Here is a 21,690-nt window from a genome sequence, read left to right as displayed (position 1 = left end):
AAAGGCTTATCAATGCCCCGACGTTGATAAGGGTTTAACCGGCAACAGGCGCAGCGGCGGTTTTATGCCCTTTGCCTGGGTGGTTAAAACAAATCGGTCTAAGACCTTATTTCCCTAATGCCGCCAACGATTTATCCAGCGCGCCTACCAGCCAGTCGATATCACTCTCCTGGAAAGTCAGCGGCGGACGCAGTTTCAGCACGTTGCCATACGGGCCTGCTACGGAGGTCAGAACATGGTTTTCACGCAGCTTTTCGGTCACGTCCAGCGCCAGCTGTTTGTCCGGCGTTTTGCTGGATTTGTCAGTCACCAGTTCAAAGCCGATAAACAGACCTGCGCCACGCACATCCCCTACGCACTCATACTTCTCTTTCAGCGTCAGCAGTTCCCGCAGGAGCTTCTCGCCCACCACGCGGCTGTGCTCCTGCAATTTCTCCTCTTTGATCACGGTCAGTACGGCCTGAGCTGCCGCCATCGCCACCGGGTTGCCGCCGAAGGTATTAAAGTAGGGAATATCATCACTAAAGGAGGCCAGCACATCACTTTTTGCCAACAGGGCAGAGACAGGAATGCCGTTGCCCATTGGCTTGCCGGTGGTGACGATATCCGGCACCACGCCGTGGCGGGCAAATCCCCAGAAGGCATCGCCGGTGCGGGCAAAACCTGGCTGGACTTCATCGGCAATAAAGATGCCGCCATTTTTATGCACCACGTCCACGGCTTGCTTCAGGAAGCCTTTCGGACCCGGCAACACGCCGTCAGAAGAGAAGATTGAATCCGCAAGGAAACCAGCAAACTTGATGCCGTTTGCGGCCATGTCATCAATCTGCTGCTGAATTTCATTGGCGAACCACTCGCCCAGATCCGGCGCATTCACACGGTAACGATCGGGAGGAGAGACCAGACGGGTGGTCGATGCCAGCGGCTGGCCGGTACCCAGTGCAGGCGACACGCCGGACGTTAAGTCGCTGGTGCCGTGGTAGGCTTCCTGACTGACAATAATGCCGGTGCCGCCGCTGTGAGCGCGAGCCACGCGGATCGCCAGATCGTTGGCTTCAGAACCGGTACACATGTACATCGCACGGTCGATTTCAGACGACATGGTCGCCAGCAGCTCTTCTGAGTAATCGAGGATACGTTCATGCAGATAACGGGTATGGGTATTAAGCTGCTGCATCTGCTGATAAACCGCATTGATTACCGCCGGGTGACAGTGCCCGATACTCGCTACATTGTTGTAAACGTCGAGATATTTATCGCCTGCGGCATCCCAGAGATACTGACCTTCACCCCGTACCAGATGGACCGGTTTACGGTAGAACAGACGGTAGGATTCTCCCAGCACTTTGCTGCGTTTATCCGTCAGTTTGCGTACATCAGCATCCAGACCGGCGGCATGCTCGGCGCGAAAGCTGTTGGTGTCCATGATGGTCGAACGTGTAGCCATGATAACTCCCGTTGCGAAGAATAAGTCAGGCGGCGGTAATGACGCCCGGATAACCTCATCATGGCAAAGTTCTGGCAAAATGCAACCAAATACACAAATACAATAAAATACACATGCAGCAGCCGGCGTTGTCGGTTAGGCTATGCCCATCCCGTCTGGAAAAGGAAACCACTATGCTTCAGGAAACCCGTTTACACCGCATCCGCGCCCTGCTGACCACGCTGAATCACGTCAGTACCGAGCGGATTATTCGTGAGCTGGGTATTTCCCGGGAAACCGCCAGAAGGGACATTATTGAACTTGAAGCTCTGGGTGTGGCCCGCCGGGTTCATGGGGGATTGATGGCGCTGGATGCGGAACCAGAGCCGCCGCTGACCGTACGCTGTGAAGTGCGGGCGCGGGAGAAGCGGGCGATTGCGGGCGCGGCGGCGAAGCTGTTGAAACCCGGCCAGACCCTTTTTCTGGATGCCGGCAGCACCACAACCATGCTGGCCGAAGAGCTGCGAACCATGTCCGGCCTGACAATTATCACCAACAGCCTGCATGCAGCGCTGAAACTTTCCGGCGGAGAAGAGCAGGAGGCGCTGAATAACGCCATTATTCTGTTGGGCGGCAACATGCTTGCCGGAGCGCAGGAGACGCGTGGGGAGTTAACGGTGGGTGAGATATATCGTTACCGCGCCGATGTGGCGATGATGTCCCCTGTTGGCATCGACGCCAGGAATGGTGCCAGCAGCTTCCATCCACACGAGGCAGCCATTGCCCGCGCTATGGCAGAGCAGGCCTCTCAGCTGGTTTTGCTGGCCGATCACAGCAAGCTGGGGCTGACCAGCCGGATAAATTATGCCGGAATCAAACAGGTTTCCACGTTAATCACCGACAGTGGATCGCCTGGCCTGCCTGCTTTTTCAGCGCTGGAGAAAATTCTGCCGGAGATGATAGTGGCTTAAAAAGCCGCTTAAATCAGTCGCTCAGGATGCGTATAAACCGTTGCCCGACCTGGCTTGCTGAAGCCTACCAGGGTCAGATTGCTGCGCTGCGCGACGTCCACCGCCAGCCTGGTGGCGGCTGAAACGGCAAACAGGATTTCGACGCCGCACATCGCGGATTTCTGCACCATCTCATAGCTGGCACGGCTGGAGACCAGCACCGCACCATTTTGCCAGTCAGCTTGCTGACAACGCTGACCCAACAGTTTATCCAGCGCCACATGGCGGCCCACGTCTTCACATCCGCCAGCCAGATTGCCATCCGGTTGGATCCAGGCCGCCGCATGGGTACATCCCGTAAGCTGCCCAACAGGCTGGTAGCTTTTCAACTGCGATAAAGCTTCATCCAGCCGCGCAATCTCAAAGGTTTGGGTGAAAGGCAGCGGCTGGATGGGCTTACCGATCTCTTCCAACTGCTCCACGCCACACACGCCGCAGCCGGTGCGGCCGGCCATCGCCCTGCGCTGCGCTTTCAGCCCCATAAAGCGGCGGCTGGAAAGCTCCACCTGGACTTCAATTCCACCACAGGAGGGCTGAATATCAATGCCGTAGATATCGGCAGGTGAACGGATAATCCCTTCAGAGAGCGAGAAACCAAGCGCAAAGGCTTCCAGGTCTTTTGGCGTGGCCATCATCACCACATGCGAGATGCCGTTATACACCAGCGCCACCGGCACTTCTTCGGCCAGCCAGTCATCCTCAGGCGTCTCCAGCGAACGGCGCTGCCGGACCTGAACCTGACTCAACCCTGCAATATCACTCACCTGCTCACCGTTTTTATTCACCTGAACGTCACCTGTCTTTTTCAACCTGTTAAACCCCGTAGCTACGCTTTGGCTTAATGCCTGAAGTAAGCGTGCAGAGAGTCTGAACCTGTCGGCGGATAACCGCAAAAATTATGCAAATTTAATCCTTATCTTAAGTGCACGCCCTGATACCAAGGGTTTGCTTAAGAATGATACCCACAAGTAGTTATCTTGTTAATTAAATGACCGTAAACAACTGACTTATTGATTGCCATCAAACAATGCCCTTTTCAGCCTGTTATTTTGCGCACTCAAGGAACGTAGAGTGAGCAAAACATAACATGCAAATGAACAGACGAAGCTTTTTTAAGATCTGTGCCGGTGGGATGGCCGGAACCTCTCTGGCACTTCTTGGCTTTTCGCCAACATCAGCAATGGGATCGGTTCGCGAGAACAAATTACTGCGCAGTAAAGAAACCCGTAATAACTGTACTTACTGCTCCGTCGGCTGCGGCATGCTGATTTACAGCCTTGGCGATGGCGCGAAAAATGCCCTTTCCACCATTTACCATATTGAAGGGGATCCGGACCATCCGGTGAGCCGGGGATCGTTGTGTCCGAAAGGTGCCGGGGTGCTGGATTATATCCACAGCGATCAACGGCTGAAATACCCTGAATACCGCGCACCAGGCTCCGATCGCTGGCAGCGCATCAGCTGGGACGAAGCCTTTACGCGCATTGCCCGTTTGATGAAGAACGATCGGGACGAAAACTTTCAGATTAAAAACGCCGCTGGCACCACGGTTAACCGCTGGCTGACAACGGGGATGCTTTGCTCTTCCGCTGCCAGCAATGAAACAGGCCTGCTCGATCATAAATTTGCCCGTTCAATGGGGATGCTGGCGCTGGAAAATCAGGCCAGGCTTTGCCACGGTTCCACCGTAGCCGCGCTGGCACCGAGTTTTGGTCGCGGGGCGATGACCAACAACTGGACCGACATCAAAAATGCCAACGTTATCCTGATTATGGGCGGTAACCCGGCGGAAGCGCATCCGGTAGGCTTCAAATGGGTGGTGGAAGCTAAAACCAAAAACAACGCCACCGTTATCGTGGTCGATCCGCGTTTTAACCGCTCCGCCGCGGTGGCCGATATTTATGCGCCCCTGCGTGCAGGCAGCGATGCCGCCTTCTTAATGGGCGTGGTGAATTACCTGCTGGAACACAACAAAGTTCAGCATGAGTATGTGAAGGCTTATACCAATGCTGCGCTGATTGTGAGTGAAGGCTACGGTTTCCAGGATGGGTTGTTCAGCGGCTACGACGAAGCCACGCGTCAGTATGATAAAACCGGCTGGCACTATGAGCTGGACGCAGAAGGCCATGCAAAGCGTGACGACTCGCTGACGCATCCGCGCTGCGTGTGGAATTTACTCAAAGCGCATGCCAGCCGTTACACGTCAAAGCTCGTCAGCCGGATTTGCGGCACGCCAGAAGAGGATTTCCTGACAATCTGTCAGCAACTGGCGACAACCTCTGTACCGGATCGCACCACCAGCGTGCTTTACGCGCTGGGCTGGACGCATCACTCTAATGGCTCGCAGATTATCCGCGCCGCCGCCATGGTGCAGTTGCTGCTTGGTAATATCGGAATGATTGGCGGCGGGATCAACGCGCTGCGCGGCCACTCTAACGTGCAGGGCTTTACCGATCTGGGGCTGCTTTCCCAAAGCCTGCCGGGTTATCTGACGCTGCCTTCAGAGAAGCAGACCACCCTTGAAAACTACCTGCAACAAACCACGCCAGCCATGCTGCTGCCGGGGCAGGTTAACTACTGGCAGAACACCGCTAAGTTTTTCGTCAGCCTGATGAAAAGCTTCTACGGCGACAAAGCGCAGAAAGAGAACAGCTGGGGCTTTGACTGGCTGCCGAAGTGGGACAAAGGTTACGACTGTATGACCCAGGCCGAAATGATGGTCGAGGGTAAACTGAATGGCTATATCGTTCAGGGCTTTAACCCGCTGGCCGCCTTCCCGGACAAGAACAAAGCTTTCCGCGCCTTCTCCAGGCTGAAATATATGGTGGTGATCGATCCGCTGAGCACGGAAACCTCCACCTTCTGGCAGCATCATGGCGAATTCAACGATGTGAATCCCAGAGAGATCCAGACAGAAGTGTTCCGTCTGCCTTCCTCCTGCTTTGCGGAAGAGGACGGCTCCATCGCCAACTCCTCCCGCTGTTTGCAGTGGCACTGGGCCGCAGCCACCCCGCCGGGCGAAGCGCTGCACGACGGTAAAATCCTCGGCAATATCTACCTGCGTCTGCGCCAGCTCTACCGTGAGGAAGGAGGCGTGGCGGCTGAACCGCTGCTGGCAATGCGCTGGGATTATACCGATCCCTGGTCGCCTTCGCCGGAAGAAGTGGCAATGGAGAACAACGGCAGTGCGCTGGCCGATATTGTGGATGCGGACGGCAAGCTGCTGCTGAAAAAAGGCCAGCAGCTGAACTCTTTTGCCGACCTGCGTGACGACGGTACCACCGCCAGCGCCTGCTGGATTTACTCCGGAAGCTGGACCTCTGCGGGTAATCAGATGGCAAGACGTGATAATAGCGATCCTTCAGGATTGGGCGCGGTAAACAACTGGGCCTGGGCCTGGCCGCTGAACCGGCGAATTCTTTATAACCGTGCCTCTGCCGATCCCCAGGGCAAAGCCTGGGATCCGCTGCGCAAACTTATCGAATGGAACGGCCAGCGCTGGGAAGGCATCGACGTGCCGGACTACCCGGTTACCGCCGCACCAGAAAAGCAGATTGGGCCTTTCATCATGTTGCCGGACGGCATGGGGCATCTGTTTGCGCTGGATAAACTCGGCGACGGACCTTTCCCGGAGCATTATGAGCCGCTGGAAAGCCCTACCGGCACCAATCCTCTGCACCCTGCCGTGGTGTACAGCCCGGTAGCCCGGCTGTTCAAACGGGATGCAGAGGCGCTGGGTAAGGCGGATAAATTCCCCTGCGTTGCCACCACCTACTCCATTACCGAACTGTTCCGCCACTGGACCAAACATGCGCGGCTGAATGCCGTTATCCAGCCCGAACAGTTTGTCGAGATCGGCGCAGAACTGGCCGAGGCCAAAGGGATTAAAGCCGGGGATACGGTAAAAGTCAGCTCTCAGCGCGGTTATATCAAAGCTAAGGCGGTAGTTACCCGGCGTCTGCCGAGATTAACCATTGATGGTCAGCAGGTCGATACCATCGGCATTCCCTGTCACTGGGGGTTTGAAGGCAGCACCCGTAAAGGCTTCCTGGCCAATACCCTGACCCCTTCAGTGGGCGATGCCAATTCACAAACGCCTGAATATAAAGCGTTTCTTGTTAACGTCGAGAGAGTGTAAAGGAGCACATTATGTCACTACAAAGCCAGAATATTCTCCGCCGTTCAGCAACGAACTCTTTAACCCCGCCGCCGCGGGTGCGGGATCATCAGCAGGAAGTGGCGAAACTGATCGACGTCACCACCTGCACAGGCTGTAAGGGGTGCCAGGTTGCCTGCTCGGAGTGGAATGATATCCGCGATGAAGTCGGCGAAAACCTCGGGGTTTACGATAACCCTGCCGATCTCAGCGCCAAATCCTGGACGGTGATCCGCTTCGCCGAAGTGGAAGAGCACGGCAAGCTGGAGTGGCTGATCCGCAAAGACGGCTGCATGCACTGTGCCGATCCCGGCTGCCTGAAAGCCTGCCCTGCCGAAGGGGCGATCGTTCAGTATGCCAACGGTATCGTCGACTTCCAGTCGGAACATTGCATCGGCTGTGGTTACTGTATCGCAGGCTGTCCTTTCAACGTTCCTCGTCTCAATAAAGAGGACAACCGCGCTTATAAATGCACTTTGTGCGTCGATCGTGTTGCTGTAGGTCAGGAACCGGCCTGTGTGAAAACCTGTCCAACCGGCGCTATCCACTTTGGCAGCAAAGAGGAGATGAAAGAGCTGGCGGGTGAGCGCGTCCGGGAGTTGAACAGCCGGGGCTATGTCCATGCCGGGCTTTACGATCCGCAGGGCGTGGGCGGTACACACGTTATGTACGTGCTTCATCACGCTGACAAGCCGCAGCTTTATCACGGCTTGCCAGACAATCCGGGCATCAGCCCCACCGTCACCTTCTGGAAGGGGATCTGGAAACCGCTGGCCGCCGTGGGCTTTGCCGCCACCTTTGCCGCCAGCGTGTTCCATTATGTCGGCATAGGGCCGAATCGGGTGGAAGAGCATGAGGACGAAGCGCAGGACAAGGAGGATCGGCAATGAAAAAGCATCATCGCATTCAGCGGTACAGCGCGCCTGAACGGATTAACCACTGGATTGTGGCGTTCAGCTTTGTGTTCGCGGCGCTCAGTGGGCTGGGGTTTTTCTTCCCCTCATTTAACTGGCTGATGCTGATTATGGGCACGCCACAGCTGGCGCGTATTCTTCATCCTTTTGTGGGCGTGCTGATGTTTGTCGCCTTTCTGCTGATGTTTTTCCGCTACTGGCGGCACAACCTGCCGGAGCGGGAAGACATTGAGTGGGCTAAAAATATTCTTAAAGTTGCTCAAAACGAGGAAGTTGGAGATACCGGGCGCTATAATTTTGGACAGAAGTGCGTTTTCTGGGCGGCTATCTTCAGCTTACTGCTGTTGCTGGCCAGCGGCATTGTGATCTGGCGACCCTGGTTTGCCGGCGCTTTTCCTATCCCGGTGATTCGCCTTGCTCTGGTTGTCCATTCCGTTTCGGCGGTGGGCTTGATCATCGTTATCATGGTGCATATCTACGCTGCACTGTGGGTGAAAGGCACCCTTACCGCGATGGTGGAAGGCTGGGTTACCCCTTCCTGGGCGAAACACCACCATCCGCGCTGGTATCGTGCCGTTCGTGAACGGCACCCGAAACAACAGGAAAAACGTCCCTGATGAGCATTCGCATAATCCCGCAGGAACAGCTGGAGAAAAGCGACAGAACAACGGCGGAGATGATTCCGCCGTTACTTTTCCCCAGACTGAAAAATTTATACAGCCGCCGTGCCGCCCGACTGCGACAGCTGGCGGATAAAAATCCGCTTGGCGACTATTTACGCTTTGCTGCGGTGGTGGCAAGCGCCCAGGAAATCGTGCTGTACGATCATCCGCTGCGGATGGATCTCCACGCGCGGCTGGTTGAAACGGCACTCAGCGGTAAACCGCCGCTGGATATCCATACGCTGCCAAGAGATCCCCACTGGCAGCGCCTGTTGCACTCTCTGATTGCCGAAATGAAGCCTGAGATGACCGGGCAGGCGCTGGCATCGCTGGAGAATCTGGAAAAAACCTCGGCAAACGAACTGGAGACCCTGGCCAGTGCGCTGTTTGCCAACGACTTTGCTCAGGTCAGCAGTGATAAATCGCCGTTTATCTGGGCGGCACTGTCACTCTACTGGGCGCAGATGGCCGCCCTGATCCCCGGTAAAGCGCGCGCAGAATCGGGTGAACAACGGCAATTTTGTCCGGTTTGTGCCAGCGTGCCGGTCGCCAGCGTGATCCATATTGGCTCCCAGGGCGGTCTGCGCTATCTGCACTGCAACCTCTGCGAAAGTGAATGGCATGTGGTGCGATCAAAATGCAGCAACTGTGAACAGACCGGTGATCTACACTATTGGTCACTGGACAGTGAAGTGGCGGCCATCAAAGCCGAAAGCTGCGGGGACTGTGGCACCTACCTGAAAATGCTTTATCAGGAAAAGGACCCGGCGGTTGAACCGGTGGCGGATGACCTTGCCTCACTGATCCTGGATGCCCGTATGGAGCAGGAAGGGTTTTCACGTAGCAGTCTGAATCCTTTCCTTTTTCCGGGAGAATGACCTTTGCCGCTGGCCTGGCCAGCGGCCCTATTCGTCAGAGCAGGCCGCGCAGCGCTGGCCGCCACAGGAGAAAAGCGGAATGAAATTAATTGGCACTTATACCAGTCCCTTCGTACGTAAAATCTCCGTCATCATGCTGGAAAAGGGCATCACGTTTGAATTTATTAACGAAAATCCCTGGACTGATGAGAGCCATGTTCCGGATTTTAATCCACTGGGAAAAATCCCCGCGCTGGTGACCAGCCCGGAAGAAACCTGGTACGATTCCCACATTATTGCCGCTTACCTTGAGCAACTGGATATCGCGCCAGCGCTGGTGCCTGAGGATAAACTGGCGGCGCTGAAAGTGCTGCAAATTGAAGCCCTGGCAGACGGTATTGGCGATGCAGCGGTGATTTTACTGCGTGAACAGATGCGTCCACCCGAATTCCAGATGGCGGCACAACTGCTGCGCCAGCGTGAAAAAATTGAACGTGGCCTGGATGCTCTGGAAAAAGAGGCGGCTAAAGGCACGGTGTTGAACAGCGAAACGCTGAACATTGCCGATATCGCTACGGCCTGCCTGATTGGCTTCCTGAACTTCCGGCGCATTCTGCCAAACTGGTGCGTAAAGCGTCCGGCACTGGTGAAGCTTGCCGAAAAGATGTTTCAGCGCGAAAGCTTTGCCCGCACCGTTCCTCCTACCGCCTGATCCGGCGCTCTGCCAGAGCAACGCGCTCTTTAAGCCTTGCTGACAAGGCTACCGGACGCCAGTCCGGCAGCCTCCTGTTTCGCCGCTCTTCAGAAGCGGGCGCTGACGCCAAGGTTATACATAAACTGCTCGCCACTGCTTAACCCCCCGGTCTGAGAAACCGACGCAAACGCCGCTACGGAATCCCCCAGCGGCATATGCGCACCTACGGTCACATCCACCCAGTTGCTGTCCTGGTCAGCGGAGTCACGGGTAAACGAGGTTTGCGTGGATTTCAGTCCGCCTCCGGCGCGCCAGACGTTATCGCCAAACTGATGGTTGTAGCTCACTTCTGCCCAGGGGTTCAGCCAGCCCAATTGGGAATCCACCCGCCAGCCCAGCGCACCGATTTGCGAGTGATAATTCTGATCGTTAAAGCGCATAGCCGTACTGCTTTCACCCTCCTCCTGATAACCATCTACCGAGCTGTAATCCAGCGCGTACTGCACCACCGGCCCGGTCGTGAGGAAGGAGGCCACAGGGAAATCCCAGCCCGTGGTAATGCGCGCGCCTACCTGGGTACCGTCAGTTTCGCCGTTTTCCGTGCGGGTGGCGGGCCCCAGAGTCATGCTGCGTTTGATGTCGTCGTAATTCGCCGACGCATAGTGCGCATCGGTATTCACCCAACCATTGTCGAAGAAAGAGAGTTCGCTGTAGGCGGAAACCAGCCAGCCACGCATTTTGTATTCATACCGTGGCGTGGGTTGCTGATTGTCGTTGGAGCCGGAGACTAACGCTCCCACCAGCCAGTTATCGGTCAGCTTGTAGTCCACGCCCAGCGTCAGGTTGTGGGTGGTGGCATCACCGTCACCTGCCGCCAGGTTGCCGGTGTATTGATCGTGCTGGCCCGCATAGCCGCCGTAGAAGCTGAACGTGCCCTGGGGGTTGTCGCCGTGGCGCTGCTGCTGGAGCCGGCTGTCCAGCGTGGCTCGTGCATCGCGCGACATTGCCAGCGTGGCCTGATTCAGCGCCACAACCTGGGCCGGGCCATCCAGCACCGCCTGAACGTAGTCACCTATCAGTAAATGCGTTGCCGGGCTGGGGTGTAAACGATCGGCGAACAAAAAGGCCTGTTCGCTGGAAAAACCCGGCATGGTTGAGCTACAGACAGCGGCTGAAACGCCCGGTGGACAGGCCATCCCCGCCGTATTTGTCAGCCCGTAAAGCGCCGGATTGCTGAGTACCTCGCTGAACAGCCCATTTACGTCCACGCGGACAATATTGCCGCCCTGCTGAGCCAGCAGGCTCTCCTCCTGCTGGTTATAACTGTTGGTCAGGGCGCTGGCCTGCGCGCTTAACGTCTGCCAGGCTTCGTAGAGTTGGCTGGCAATAATGTTCTGAAGTGGGGGAACGGAGGTCAACTGGCCGGCGGCGGCAGTCAACGCCTGCCTGATAGCTCCGTCACGGGCTGACTGATTTAAGGTGGTCTGTCTGTTCAGCGAGTTAAAAGCTGCCGTCAACGCCGCATCAGCCACCGGCGCCAGCCCGACCTGGATCACCGCTTCCAGTAGCGCTGGCGTGGCGCCTATATCCGGCACTGTGGGTACAATGACCGTATTGGCCCCGGCAGCCAGCAGCGCCTGTACCTGGCTCGCTGCGGCAAAGGCGCTGTTACTGACGATCTCGTTTGCCGCCAGCGGATTCAGCGCGGCGGCGGCCAGATCGTTCCCCCCGACCCAGTGAACGTAAAGCCCGTTGGCATCGGCCTTGCCGCCATTCGCGCCCAGATAGGTGTTCACCTGGTCAGCCGTGTTATCGTCCGGATTAAGTTGCGGAACAGCCACCGCATCTCCGGCGGCATAGTTGGTACCGCCCTGATCGGAAGGACGCAGAGACTGGTTAATTTTTGCCGCCAGGATATCGTCATACAGCGGATGCTGGCTGCCATCCCAGGTGTAACGGCCATTGTTGCCGCTGTCACTCAGGCTGTCGCCAAAGACATAAAGCTGATCCCAGCTCATTGCAGGGCTGGTAGAGCAGAGATAACAAGCCATCCACACCGCCCCAAAGGCTAAACGGTGCGTGCCAGTGCGTTTCTTTATCATGAAGTGACTCCGGGAAAGAGCCCAAAATCGGCAAGGTGTATTATTTATGTTTTACTGGTCAACCTGTTGAATAACTATTGCCTGGAAAGCGGTAACGTCAAGGCGCTGAAGGCTATTTTTTCACCACTCTTAAAAAGGAAGGCTCAGGATGCAGCGATGCGGTTGGGTTACTCAGGATCCTCTTTACCTTGCTTACCACGATACCGAATGGGGTGTGCCGGTTACCGACACGCAGAAGCTGTTTGAAATGATCTGCCTTGAAGGCCAGATGGCCGGGCTTTCCTGGCTGACGGTGCTGCGGAAACGTGAAAATTATCGCAATGCGTTTCATCATTTTGATCCCCAGGCCGTGGCCCTGATGGGAGAAGCAGATGTGGACCGGCTGATGCTGGACAGCGGCATCATTCGCCACCGGGGAAAAATTTCCGCCATCATTGCTAATGCGCGGGCGCTTCTTGCTATGGAGGCTAAAGGTGAGGCATTTAATCACTATCTCTGGGGTTTTGTCGGTAACGAACCCCAGATTCACCGGCATGAGGATTTTCGCACGGCACCTGCCTTCAGCCCGGCTTCAGACGCCCTTTCCAAATCGCTAAAAAAGAAAGGTTTCAAATTCGTTGGTACCACCACCTGTTACTCCTTTATGCAGGCGTGCGGGCTGATCAACGACCATACCACGGGCTGTTTTTGCCATCCGGACAACCTGACGTAGCCTCTGTTTACACTTTAAGAGCAAAGCACCGTTTTTTTCCGGCGTACACCGGCATAATCGGGGTTTACGGGCAAATTTGCCCGCCGTTGCGTTAGAGAAGGAACCCCCATGAAGAAGCGCTATATCACCCTCGCTCTGGTTTTGAGCGGTACGATTGCTCTGTCTGGCTGTACAACTAACCCTTATACCGGTGAGCGCGAAGCCGGTAAGGCTGGCGTAGGTGCCGGTCTTGGTGCCGCCCTTGGTGCTGGCGTTGGCATGCTCTCCTCTTCCAAAAAAGATCGCGGCAAAGGCGCACTGATTGGTGCCGCCGCCGGTGCAGCACTGGGAGGTGGAGCAGGTTATTATATGGATGCGCAGGAAGCCAAACTGCGTGAGAAAATGCGTGGAACAGGCGTCAGTGTGACCCGCCAGGGCGACAATATCGTGCTGAATATGCCGAACAACGTCACCTTTGACAGCAGCAGCAGCAGCCTGAAACCTGAGGGCGCAAATACCCTGACCGGCGTGGCGATGGTCCTGAAAGAGTATCCGAAAACCGCGGTTAACGTGGCTGGCTATACCGACAGCACCGGCAGCCGTCAGCTGAATATGACGCTGTCGCAACAGCGTGCAGACAGCGTTGGCAGCTCCCTGATCACCCAGGGTGTGGCAGCCAACCGTATCCGCACCACCGGAATGGGTCCGGACAATCCTGTGGCTTCCAACAGCACAACCGAAGGCAAAGCGCAGAACCGTCGTGTGGAAATCACCCTGAGTCCTCTGCAGTAATATCCTGACACCGGGCTGCCAGAAGAGCCCGGTGTTTTCCCGCCCCCACGCCATTTTTCTCTGCTCCCATCCCTTGCGGTCACATCGCTTTCGCTCAAAGATGGGCCTGCCTGCACTTATGCTTTATCATGGCCCGCACAGCCGTTGTAAAAACGGACTTTCTTAAGGTAGTAAGGCCAGCGATGGCTGAAGTTACGCTTTTCCTCATTTTACTCTTAAGGATCGCTATGAACCGCAAGGCTGCACGAGCCACCATCAGCGACGTCGCCAGAGCGGCTAATACCGGGAAAACCAGCGTCTCGCGCTATCTTAATGGCGAGCAGCATGTCCTTTCGTCTGATTTAAAGCAGCGGATTGAAACGGCCATCGCAGAACTTAACTACCGCCCAAGCCAGATGGCTCGCGGTCTTAAGCGGGGCCGCACCCGGCTGATCGGGCTGATTATTGCTGATATCACCAACCCCTATTCGGTCAGCGTGATGTCCGGCGTGGAAGCAGCGTGCCGGGCACAGGGCTTTACCCTGTTGATGTGTAACACCAACAATGAGGTCGATCAGGAGCAGCATTATCTCAACCTGCTCAGTAGCTATCAGGTTGAGGGCATCGTGGTGAATGCGGTTGGCATGCGGGAAGAGGCGCTGAGCCATCTTCAGCAATCTTTGCTGCCAATGGTGCTGATTGACCGTAAAATTCCGGATTTCCCCTGCGATGTGGTCGGGCTGAACAACGATGAAGCGGCGACCCAGGTGACCAGCCATCTGATCGAGCAGGATTTTCAGGCGATCCTGTTTGTCACTGAGCCGCTGGGGATGGTTAACACCCGTCACGAACGTCTGCAGGCCTTTCATCGCACAATGGCCCGACACCCCGAACGCTTTGCCGGACAGAGTGAAGTAGCCCTTAACGATCCTGCCGCCATGGATCGGGCACTGAAAGCCTTCTGGCAACAACATCATACCAGGCGCTGCGCCGTGCTGGTGGTGAACGGTGCCCTGACCCTTCAGGTTGCCCGTTCCCTCAAGCGTCTTGAGCTGGTGTGGGGTGAAAAAATCGGCCTGCTGGGCTTTGACGAACTTGAATGGTCAGAGCTGGCTGGCGTGGGGATCACCACGCTGAAGCAGCCGACGTGGCAAATAGGGTATTCCGCCCTGGAACAGGTTATCCGCCGGATTGAGGGCGACACCGCTCCGCCTTATGAAGGCCTCTTTTCCGGCGAGTTGATTGTCAGGGACTCCACAAAATTCACTGCCCGCAAAGCCTGATCGCGCCATTTTTCCCGCATTTTTCAGACCATCCCCTACGACTAATTGTTTACATCGTGAGCGCGATCATAAAATCGCGCTCTGCTCCTTTGCATTGGAACCGGTTCCATTTAACGTTTTTATAACGTCGAGGCCATTCCGAGTCTGGAGGACCCAGTGAAAAAAGAAGTGATTGTGGTAACAGCGGCCTATGGCCGGGAAAAAATTGCGGCCCTTGGCGGCCAGCAGGCCGTTTTGCCGGTTATTGCCGCCGCCGGAGCGGATGGCGTGGAGATCCGCCGCGAATTATTCAGTGAAGATGAGCTGAACACCCTGCCGGAACTGGGAAAAGCCATTGCCGATGCCCGGCTGGTTGCATTCTATTCCATACCGGAAGCGCTGTTCACCGAACAAGGCTTGCTGAATCCAGATATCGACAGCCATATTGCCGAAGCGAAGCAATTAAACGCCCAGCTACTAAAATATTCGTTGGGTCACTACAACCCTGATTTTGACTGCACCCTGCTGCGCCAGAAGCTGGCCGATCGGACCCTCCAGTTAGTGGTGGAAAACGATCAAACTGACTGCGGCAAGCTCTCCGCACTGAACAGCTATTTCCAGGAGGGGGTGAAGCCAGAGCCGGTAACGGTATGACTTTCGATATGGGCAACTGGCTGTGGGTGGGCGATGACCCCGTTGAAGCCGCTAAATCCCTGAGCCGTGTCGTCAGTTATGTGCATGTGAAAGCGGCGGCTCCCGGCAAAAATGGCTGGCAGGCTGTGGCTCTGGATGATGCCGATAATCTTTGGCGTGAAACGCTGGCCCTGCTGCCCGCTGGTGTACCACGCGGGATTGAATTTCCGCTGGAAGGCGACGATCTGGTGGCTGTGACCCGCCATTATGTCGACCTGCTGAGAAAGGAATAACCCATGACCCTGCATGAGAACGGAACGCTGGATGCTGTCACCCTGGGTGAAGCGATGGCGATGTTTGTAGCGACGGAGACGGGCGATCTGGCCGCTGCCGAAAGCTTTATTAAACGCATTGCCGGAGCTGAGCTGAACGTGGCTATTGGCCTCGCCAGGCTGGGCCTGAAAGTGGGCTGGGTCAGCCGGGTGGGTGACGACTCCTTTGGCCGCTTCACCCTGCAACAGCTGGAAAAAGAGGGTGTTGATCATCGTCAGGTCACCACTGACAATCGCTATCCCACCGGCTTCCAGCTGAAATCCAGAGTAGAGGATGGCTCAGACCCGCTGGTGGAATATTTCCGTAAAGGGTCGGCCGCCAGCCACCTGTCACCGGATGACTTTAACCGTGATTATTTTGGTTCGGCACGTCACCTGCATCTCAGCGGCGTAGCGGCTGCCATCTCAGACAGTTCGCTGGCGCTGGCAAAACACGCCGCGCAGGAGATGAAGCAGATGGGCAAAACCATCTCCTTCGATCCCAATCTGCGCCCGGTATTGTGGTCAAGCGAGCGCGAGATGGCGAAGCAGCTCAACTCGCTGGCCGCCTTTGCAGACTGGGTACTGCCGGGCATCAGCGAAGGAAAAATATTAACCGGCCACGATCGGCCAGAAGCGATAGCCGATTTTTACCTGGATATGGGCGTCAAAGCGGTGATTGTGAAAACCGGCTGCGACGGCGCCTGGTATAAAACTTCACAGGGCGAAAAAGGCCAGGTCGAAGCGATCAGAACAGAAAACGTGGTGGACACCGTGGGCGCAGGCGATGGCTTTGCGGTTGGGGTGATCAGCGCGCTACTGGAAGGAAAAACGCTGCCCGCGGCTATCCGACGGGGCAACAAAATAGGTTCACTGGCTATCCAGGTTACCGGCGACAGCGAAGGCCTGCCAACGCGTGCCCGTCTGGGTGACTACTGATCCGGACATAATAAAAAAGACCCTACACTTTTTTGGCCTCTACAGAGGGTACACCTATGAATAAGCATACAATCGCGCCTAAACGCTGGTGGTATATCATGCCCATCGTGTTTATTACCTACAGCCTGGCCTATCTGGACAGGGCGAACTTCAGCTTCGCCTCGGCTGCAGGAATAAACGACGATCTGGGGATCACCAAAGGCATGTCATCGCTGCTGGGCGCCCTGTTCTTCCTCGGCTACTTCTTTTTCCAGATCCCTGGCGCCATCTATGCTGAACGCCGCAGCGTGAAAAAACTGGTGTTTGTCTGTCTGATCCTCTGGGGTATCTGCGCCTCGCTCACTGGCATGGTCAGCAACATTCCGATGCTGGCAGCTATCCGTTTTGTGCTGGGCGTGGTTGAAGCCGCAGTGATGCCAGCCATGCTGATTTACATCAGTAACTGGTTCACCAAGTCCGAGCGCTCCCGTGCCAATACCTTCCTGATCCTGGGTAACCCGGTCACCGTGCTGTGGATGTCAGTGGTGTCCGGCTACCTGATTGAAGCCTTCGGCTGGCGCGAGATGTTTATTATTGAGGGCATTCCGGCGGTTATCTGGGCCGTAGCCTGGTGGTTTATGGTGCAGGACAAACCGGCGCAGGCGAAATGGCTGAGCGATGCGGAAAAAGCGGCCCTGCAGGCGCAGTTGGAGAAAGAGCAGGAAAATATCAAAGCCGTGCGGAATTACGGCGAAGCCTTTAAATCGCGTAACGTTATTATTCTGTGTGTTCAGTACTTTACCTGGAGTATTGGCGTTTACGGTTTTGTGCTGTGGCTGCCCTCTATTTTACGTAACGGCACGCAGATGGGCATGGTCGAGGCGGGCTGGCTCTCTGCCGTCCCTTATCTGGCTGCCACCGTGGCGATGATTGTCGTCTCCTGGGCTTCGGATAAGCTACAAAACCGTAAACTGTTTGTCTGGCCACTGCTGCTGATTGGTGCGCTGGCGTTTTTAGGGTCATACCTGGTAGGGCCAAATAATTTCTGGCTGTCATTTACGCTGCTGGTGATCGCCGGTGCTGCAATGTACGCCCCTTACGGCCCGTTCTTCGCCATCATCCCGGAAATGCTGCCGCGTAACGTTGCTGGTGGCGCGATGGCGCTGATCAATGCGATGGGTGCACTGGGTTCATTCCTGGGGTCATGGGTGGTAGGTTATCTGAACGGCGCCACCGGCAGTCCTTCTGCTTCGTATATCTTTATGGGTGCATCGCTGCTGATCTCGGTCTGGCTGACGCTGATAGTTAAGCCAGCGGAGAACAACATCCCCCCGATGCCCCGCGGCGCTAAACACGCTTAAAAATGCAAAACGGGCCAGCTGGCCCGTTCCTCAATTCAAAGGGAGACGAGAATGAAACCTTCTGTGGTGCTTTATAAGAAATTACCGGAAGACCTGCGCGCTAAACTGGATGAACACTTCACCGTAACGGAAATCAACGGACTGACCCCTGAAACGCTCAGCCAGCATGCAGAGGCTTTCCAGCAGGCTGAAGGCATTTTAGGGTCAGGCGGTAAGATTGACGGCGAGTTCCTGACCAAAGCCCCCAGGCTGCGTGCCGCTTCCAGCGTCTCTGTAGGCGTGGATAATTTCGATATCGCCGCCCTGAACGATCGCGGTGTGGTGCTGATGCACACCCCAACGGTGCTGACGGAGACGGTGGCCGATACCATGATGGCGCTGGTGCTGGCCTCTGCCCGCCGCGTCACCGAAGTTGCCGAAAGAGTGAAAGCCGGGGAGTGGAAAAGCAACATCGGTGCTGACTGGTTCGGTATCGACGTCCACCATAAAAAACTGGGTATTCTGGGAATGGGCCGCATCGGTCTGGCGCTTGCTCAGCGCGCCCATCTGGGCTTCAGTATGCCGATCCTTTATAACGCACGTAAACATCACGAAGAAGCTGAACAGCGCTTTGATGCCACCTACTGCGATCTGGATACCCTGCTGAAAGAGTCTGATTTCCTCTGTATCAGCCTGCCGCTGACCAATGAGACTCACCATTTGATTGGTCGCGATCAGCTGGCGAAAATGAAATCCACCGCGGTATTGATCAACGCAGGCCGTGGCCCGGTGATTGATGAAGAAGCGTTGATTGCTGCGCTGAAGGACGGGACGATCCATGCTGCCGGTCTGGATGTGTTTGAACAGGAGCCGCTGCCTGTGGAGTCGCCGCTGCTGAGCCTGCCAAACGTGGTGGCCCTGCCGCACATCGGTTCTGCAACGCATGAAACGCGTTACGGTATGGCTCGCGATGCGGTAGATAACCTGATCGCTGCCCTGAGCGGTAAAGTGGAGAAAAACTGCGTTAACCCGCAGATTATTAAATAAATTCCCGTCTGCATAACAGTGAAGCCACCCTTGTGGAGTGAGCCCCAGACAGGGCACACCCCCTTCCGGTGGCTTTTTAGTTTCCCGACGCTGCCAGTCAATAAGTCATGACCCGCTTTGTGGAGAGTAGCGACTCTGGCTAACGCGCCAGCCAGCCACCATCCACCGCCAGGGTATACCCATTGACGTAGTCAGAAGCGGGAGAAGCCAGGAAAACCACCGGCCCCTTCATATCCTCCGGCAGGCCCCACCGACTGGCCGGGATACGGTCGAGGATCTCACTGCTGCGCCCTTCATCCGCACGTAATTGCTGAGTGTTATTGGTAGCCATATAACCCGGTGCGATGGCATTCACATTAATGCCGTGCTTCGCCCATTCATTGGCCAGCAGCCGGGTGACGCCCATCACCGCGCTTTTTGAGGCGGTATAAGAAGGCACCCTGATCCCGCCCTGATAGGAGAGCATCGAGGCAATATTGATAATTTTCCCGCCGTTTCCCTGCTTAATGAACTGACGCGCCACCGTTTGTGACATAAAGAACACCGATTTGATGTTCAGGTTCATCACATCATCCCAGTCCTTCTCGCTGAAATTGATCGCATCTTCGCGGCGGATAATCCCGGCATTGTTGACCAGAATATCGATTTTACCGAACTCCGCGACGGCTGTTTCCAGCAGGCCCGCAAAGCTATGGGTATCACTGAGATCGGCCGTCAGGCTAAGAAAACGCCGCCCCAGGCCGGTGACCCGCTCGATAGTCTCTGCTGGCTCAACAATATTGATCCCCACAATATCGCAACCCGCTTCCGCCAGGCCCACCGCCATGCCCTGCCCAAGGCCGGTATCGCAACCGGTGACCAGTGCCACACTGCCCTGTAAACTGAACGCCTCTAAAATCATCTCAACACTCCTTTGGGCCGCATTACCGGCGACACCCAGAAATGGCCATGGCCTGCCATGACCGGAAAACAGCCTTAACGAAGCTCGCTGACTTTAACGTGGTCCATATCGTCAAAGACCTGATTCTCCCCTACCATTCCCCAGATAAAGGTGTAGCTTTTGGTGCCGACGCCGGAATGAATTGACCAGCTTGGCGAGATCACTGCCTGCTCGTTATGCACCAGCAGATGTCGGGTTTCCTGCGGCTCCCCCATCATATGGAAGACCGCTGTTTCCTCATCCATATTGAAATAGAAGTACGCTTCCATGCGGCGATCGTGGGTATGACAAGGCATAGTGTTCCAGAGATTGCCCTCCGCCAGTTCCGTCAGCCCCATGGTTAACTGGCAGGTGGTCAGCACATCCGGCACCAGGTATTTGTTAATGGTGCGGACATTGCTGGTTTCAGGGCTGCCCAGCGTCTGCTGTGAAGCCTGGTCGCGTTTCACCAGTTGATGCGGATAAGCGGTATGGGCCGGGGCGCTGTTGTAGTAAAACTTCGCCGGGCTGGACGCGCTGACGCTGTTAAACACCACATCCTTCGCGCCCTGACCGATATACAACGCCTCTTTGTTGCCCACTTCATAACAGTGACCATCGACGGTGATGGTTCCCGCTTCACCGATATTGATTACCCCCAGCTCGCGGCGCTCAAGGAAATAGCTGACGCCAAACTGCTTACCCACTTCCGCTGCAAATGCCACGCTCTGGCTGACGGGCATCACTCCCCCAATCACGATGCGGTCAATATGGCTGTAGGTCATGGTGTACTTATCAGCCTCAAAAATGGACTCAATCAAAAACTCGCGGCGCAGGCCGGTGGTATCTAACTGTTTAGCGTGATCGCTGTGAATACTTTGACGAATTTGCATAGCATTACCTTCTGTTCAGGGGCGATGAGAACCAGGCTTCGCCCTTTTCATGAGTGAAATTCAGACGCGTTTAACGGGCGGCATCGCCACCGGGGTTTCACGGGGTGCCGCAGAAACCGGAACGGTTGCAGGCGCAGCATGGCGTTTCGACCAGAGGGCTGTGAGGATCGGCACCAGCACTGAAGTAACAATGACGGAGGTTGCCACCAGCGCCGTGGCGGCAGGCGCCATTGGCTTAAAGTGCGGCACCATTTCAGCGATCAACACCGGTGTGGCCACGGCCGCACCCGCTGAGCTTGAGGCTGCAATTCCCGCTGTTCCGTTGCCCCCACCGATCAATTTGTCGGCGATCATCAGCGGGATCCCGGTGACGATAATTACGCTGACGCCCAACAGGCAGCCCAGCAAACCCGTTTCCAGAATCACATTCAGGTTGATGGTATTACCCAGCGCAAAGCCGAAGAAGGGGATCAGGGTATGGACCGCATTGCTGAAAAACGTCCGCAGATCCGGGTCCAGATTACCGAGGACAAACCCGACTAAAAAGGGCAGCACTGCGCCGAGGAAAACGTGAGGTTCAAAGGATGCAATCCCCGCCGTTCCAAGGATAACCATGGTCATTAATGGCCCGGACTCCACAGACATCAACACAAATGCTCCGGCCTCTTCCTTACTGCCATACTGCTGCATAAGCGATGCGTAAAGGCCGCCGTTGGTCATATCCATCGCCGCAACCAGCGCCAGCGTGGACATACCGGCAAAGAAACCGACTTCAACGCCGTGCTCAGGAATCATCCGCGAGGCTATCGCCGCAACGACCCAGGCAACGGCAATTTTGGTCACCACCAGCGTGCCCGACTTGCGTAAAACAGTGCCGGTAGCTTTGAGTTTGATCGAGGCTCCCATACATAAAAACCACACGGCCAGAATCGGCACGGTACCCGTCATCAGGCCATTAGTAAATGAGCCGAAATACTTTCCGGAGTCCGGCGCGATGGTATGGACAATTGCCCCAAGAAATAACGGGACCAGCATCATCCCACCGGGAATTTTTTCAATTGCGTATTTTATTTTCATTTTTATT

Annotated in this window: 18 protein-coding genes and 1 pseudogene; 13 read left to right on the top strand and 6 right to left on the bottom strand. The window is 55.9% G+C overall.

Going from position 1 to position 21,690, the window contains the following annotated elements; all coding sequences use genetic code 11:
• Positions 1-106: 106 nt before the first annotated feature.
• Entirely contained in the window at positions 107-1,447 is a 1,341-nt protein-coding gene (locus VRC33_RS00180) for an aspartate aminotransferase family protein (RefSeq protein ID WP_338559646.1), read from the bottom strand.
• A gap of 173 nt (positions 1,448-1,620) precedes the next feature.
• Between VRC33_RS00180 and VRC33_RS00175 the strand changes: the two genes are divergently transcribed.
• The gene (locus VRC33_RS00175) at positions 1,621-2,397 is read left to right on the top strand and encodes a DeoR/GlpR family DNA-binding transcription regulator (RefSeq protein WP_338559643.1); all 777 of its coding nucleotides are present in this window, start codon (positions 1,621-1,623) and stop codon (positions 2,395-2,397) included.
• Between the two features lie 8 nt (positions 2,398-2,405).
• Here VRC33_RS00175 and fdhD read toward each other — a convergent pair whose 3' ends face one another.
• Entirely contained in the window at positions 2,406-3,221 is an 816-nt protein-coding gene (gene fdhD / locus VRC33_RS00170; RefSeq protein ID WP_338559641.1) for a formate dehydrogenase accessory sulfurtransferase FdhD, read from the bottom strand.
• A 302-nt stretch (positions 3,222-3,523) separates the two neighbouring features.
• Between fdhD and fdnG the strand changes: the two genes are divergently transcribed.
• The 5 genes from fdnG to VRC33_RS00145 all read left to right on the top strand — a co-directional run bounded on the left by fdnG (position 3,524) and on the right by VRC33_RS00145 (position 9,737).
• Positions 3,524-6,574: a formate dehydrogenase-N subunit alpha gene (gene fdnG / locus VRC33_RS00165; protein ID WP_338559639.1), complete on the top strand. Its 3,051-nt coding sequence runs from the start codon at positions 3,524-3,526 to the stop codon at positions 6,572-6,574.
• 11 nt (positions 6,575-6,585) lie between these two features.
• Positions 6,586-7,482: a formate dehydrogenase subunit beta gene (fdxH, locus tag VRC33_RS00160; protein ID WP_338559637.1), complete on the top strand. Its 897-nt coding sequence runs from the start codon at positions 6,586-6,588 to the stop codon at positions 7,480-7,482.
• Complete coding sequence (fdoI, locus tag VRC33_RS00155) at positions 7,479-8,123, top strand: formate dehydrogenase cytochrome b556 subunit (RefSeq protein WP_338559635.1); 645 nt, start codon at positions 7,479-7,481, stop codon at positions 8,121-8,123. Before fdxH ends, fdoI begins: the two co-directional genes overlap by 4 nt.
• Positions 8,123-9,046: a formate dehydrogenase accessory protein FdhE gene (fdhE, locus tag VRC33_RS00150; RefSeq protein ID WP_338559633.1), complete on the top strand. Its 924-nt coding sequence runs from the start codon at positions 8,123-8,125 to the stop codon at positions 9,044-9,046. Before fdoI ends, fdhE begins: the two co-directional genes overlap by 1 nt.
• 79 nt (positions 9,047-9,125) lie before the next feature.
• Complete coding sequence (locus VRC33_RS00145) at positions 9,126-9,737, top strand: glutathione S-transferase (protein ID WP_338559630.1); 612 nt, start codon at positions 9,126-9,128, stop codon at positions 9,735-9,737.
• Between the two features lie 89 nt (positions 9,738-9,826).
• Here VRC33_RS00145 and VRC33_RS00140 read toward each other — a convergent pair whose 3' ends face one another.
• A complete protein-coding gene (locus tag VRC33_RS00140) occupies positions 9,827-11,770 on the bottom strand; it encodes an autotransporter domain-containing protein (protein ID WP_338564395.1) in 1,944 nt (647 codons plus the stop codon).
• Between the two features lie 199 nt (positions 11,771-11,969).
• On the opposite strand from VRC33_RS00140, the gene VRC33_RS00135 reads away from it, so the two are divergent.
• From VRC33_RS00135 to ghrB, 7 genes and pseudogenes are all read left to right on the top strand, one after another.
• Positions 11,970-12,533, top strand: coding sequence for a DNA-3-methyladenine glycosylase I (locus VRC33_RS00135; protein ID WP_338559627.1), 564 nt, complete (start codon positions 11,970-11,972; stop codon positions 12,531-12,533).
• A 108-nt stretch (positions 12,534-12,641) separates the two neighbouring features.
• Positions 12,642-13,304, top strand: a complete 663-nt coding sequence (locus VRC33_RS00130) for an OmpA family lipoprotein (RefSeq protein ID WP_338559625.1) — start codon at positions 12,642-12,644, stop codon at positions 13,302-13,304.
• Between the two features lie 227 nt (positions 13,305-13,531).
• Positions 13,532-14,566 (top strand): LacI family DNA-binding transcriptional regulator, encoded by a 1,035-nt coding sequence (locus tag VRC33_RS00125; protein WP_338559623.1) that lies wholly within the window; start codon positions 13,532-13,534, stop codon positions 14,564-14,566.
• Between the two features lie 156 nt (positions 14,567-14,722).
• Positions 14,723-15,471 (top strand): annotated as a pseudogene (locus VRC33_RS00120) (sugar phosphate isomerase/epimerase).
• 3 nt (positions 15,472-15,474) lie between these two features.
• On the top strand, positions 15,475-16,428 hold the full coding sequence (locus tag VRC33_RS00115; protein ID WP_338559621.1) for a sugar kinase: 954 nt from the start codon (positions 15,475-15,477) through the stop codon (positions 16,426-16,428).
• 56 nt (positions 16,429-16,484) lie between these two features.
• Positions 16,485-17,768 carry an MFS transporter gene (locus VRC33_RS00110; protein ID WP_338559619.1) on the top strand — a complete coding sequence of 428 codons (1,284 nt, stop codon included), beginning with the start codon at positions 16,485-16,487 and terminating at the stop codon, positions 17,766-17,768.
• Positions 17,769-17,819: 51 nt separating this feature from the next.
• The gene (gene ghrB / locus VRC33_RS00105) at positions 17,820-18,794 is read left to right on the top strand and encodes a glyoxylate/hydroxypyruvate reductase GhrB (RefSeq protein WP_338559617.1); all 975 of its coding nucleotides are present in this window, start codon (positions 17,820-17,822) and stop codon (positions 18,792-18,794) included.
• A 139-nt stretch (positions 18,795-18,933) separates the two neighbouring features.
• Here ghrB and kduD read toward each other — a convergent pair whose 3' ends face one another.
• From kduD to kdgT, 3 genes are all read right to left on the bottom strand, one after another.
• Positions 18,934-19,695, bottom strand: coding sequence for a 2-dehydro-3-deoxy-D-gluconate 5-dehydrogenase KduD (gene kduD / locus VRC33_RS00100; RefSeq protein WP_338559615.1), 762 nt, complete (start codon positions 19,693-19,695; stop codon positions 18,934-18,936).
• 74 nt (positions 19,696-19,769) lie between these two features.
• The gene (kduI, locus tag VRC33_RS00095; RefSeq protein WP_338559613.1) at positions 19,770-20,606 is read right to left on the bottom strand and encodes a 5-dehydro-4-deoxy-D-glucuronate isomerase; all 837 of its coding nucleotides are present in this window, start codon (positions 20,604-20,606) and stop codon (positions 19,770-19,772) included.
• Positions 20,607-20,666: 60 nt separating this feature from the next.
• Positions 20,667-21,683, bottom strand: coding sequence for a 2-keto-3-deoxygluconate transporter (gene kdgT, locus VRC33_RS00090; protein ID WP_338559611.1), 1,017 nt, complete (start codon positions 21,681-21,683; stop codon positions 20,667-20,669).
• Positions 21,684-21,690 lie beyond the last annotated feature (7 nt).

Source organism: Erwinia sp. E_sp_B01_1 (genome assembly GCF_036865545.1).
GTDB lineage: Bacteria > Pseudomonadota > Gammaproteobacteria > Enterobacterales > Enterobacteriaceae > Erwinia.
Note: the sequence above shows the minus strand (reverse complement) of the source record. Positions and strands in the feature narration are given on the sequence as shown.

What these genes read in the sequence shown, in the direction of transcription:
- VRC33_RS00180 (WP_338559646.1), bottom strand. Translation starts at nt 1,447, where the DNA reads ATGGCTACACGTTCGACCATCATGGACACCAACAGCTTTCGCGCCGAG.
- VRC33_RS00175 (WP_338559643.1), top strand. Translation starts at nt 1,621, where the DNA reads ATGCTTCAGGAAACCCGTTTACACCGCATCCGCGCCCTGCTGACCACG.
- fdnG (WP_338559639.1), top strand. Translation starts at nt 3,524, where the DNA reads ATGCAAATGAACAGACGAAGCTTTTTTAAGATCTGTGCCGGTGGGATG.
- fdxH (WP_338559637.1), top strand. Translation starts at nt 6,586, where the DNA reads ATGTCACTACAAAGCCAGAATATTCTCCGCCGTTCAGCAACGAACTCT.
- fdoI (WP_338559635.1), top strand. Translation starts at nt 7,479, where the DNA reads ATGAAAAAGCATCATCGCATTCAGCGGTACAGCGCGCCTGAACGGATT.
- fdhE (WP_338559633.1), top strand. Translation starts at nt 8,123, where the DNA reads ATGAGCATTCGCATAATCCCGCAGGAACAGCTGGAGAAAAGCGACAGA.
- VRC33_RS00145 (WP_338559630.1), top strand. Translation starts at nt 9,126, where the DNA reads ATGAAATTAATTGGCACTTATACCAGTCCCTTCGTACGTAAAATCTCC.
- VRC33_RS00140 (WP_338564395.1), bottom strand. Translation starts at nt 11,770, where the DNA reads ATGGCTTGTTATCTCTGCTCTACCAGCCCTGCAATGAGCTGGGATCAG.
- VRC33_RS00135 (WP_338559627.1), top strand. Translation starts at nt 11,970, where the DNA reads ATGCAGCGATGCGGTTGGGTTACTCAGGATCCTCTTTACCTTGCTTAC.
- VRC33_RS00130 (WP_338559625.1), top strand. Translation starts at nt 12,642, where the DNA reads ATGAAGAAGCGCTATATCACCCTCGCTCTGGTTTTGAGCGGTACGATT.
- VRC33_RS00125 (WP_338559623.1), top strand. Translation starts at nt 13,532, where the DNA reads ATGAACCGCAAGGCTGCACGAGCCACCATCAGCGACGTCGCCAGAGCG.
- VRC33_RS00115 (WP_338559621.1), top strand. Translation starts at nt 15,475, where the DNA reads ATGACCCTGCATGAGAACGGAACGCTGGATGCTGTCACCCTGGGTGAA.
- VRC33_RS00110 (WP_338559619.1), top strand. Translation starts at nt 16,485, where the DNA reads ATGAATAAGCATACAATCGCGCCTAAACGCTGGTGGTATATCATGCCC.
- ghrB (WP_338559617.1), top strand. Translation starts at nt 17,820, where the DNA reads ATGAAACCTTCTGTGGTGCTTTATAAGAAATTACCGGAAGACCTGCGC.
- kduD (WP_338559615.1), bottom strand. Translation starts at nt 19,695, where the DNA reads ATGATTTTAGAGGCGTTCAGTTTACAGGGCAGTGTGGCACTGGTCACC.
- kduI (WP_338559613.1), bottom strand. Translation starts at nt 20,606, where the DNA reads ATGCAAATTCGTCAAAGTATTCACAGCGATCACGCTAAACAGTTAGAT.
- kdgT (WP_338559611.1), bottom strand. Translation starts at nt 21,683, where the DNA reads ATGAAAATAAAATACGCAATTGAAAAAATTCCCGGTGGGATGATGCTG.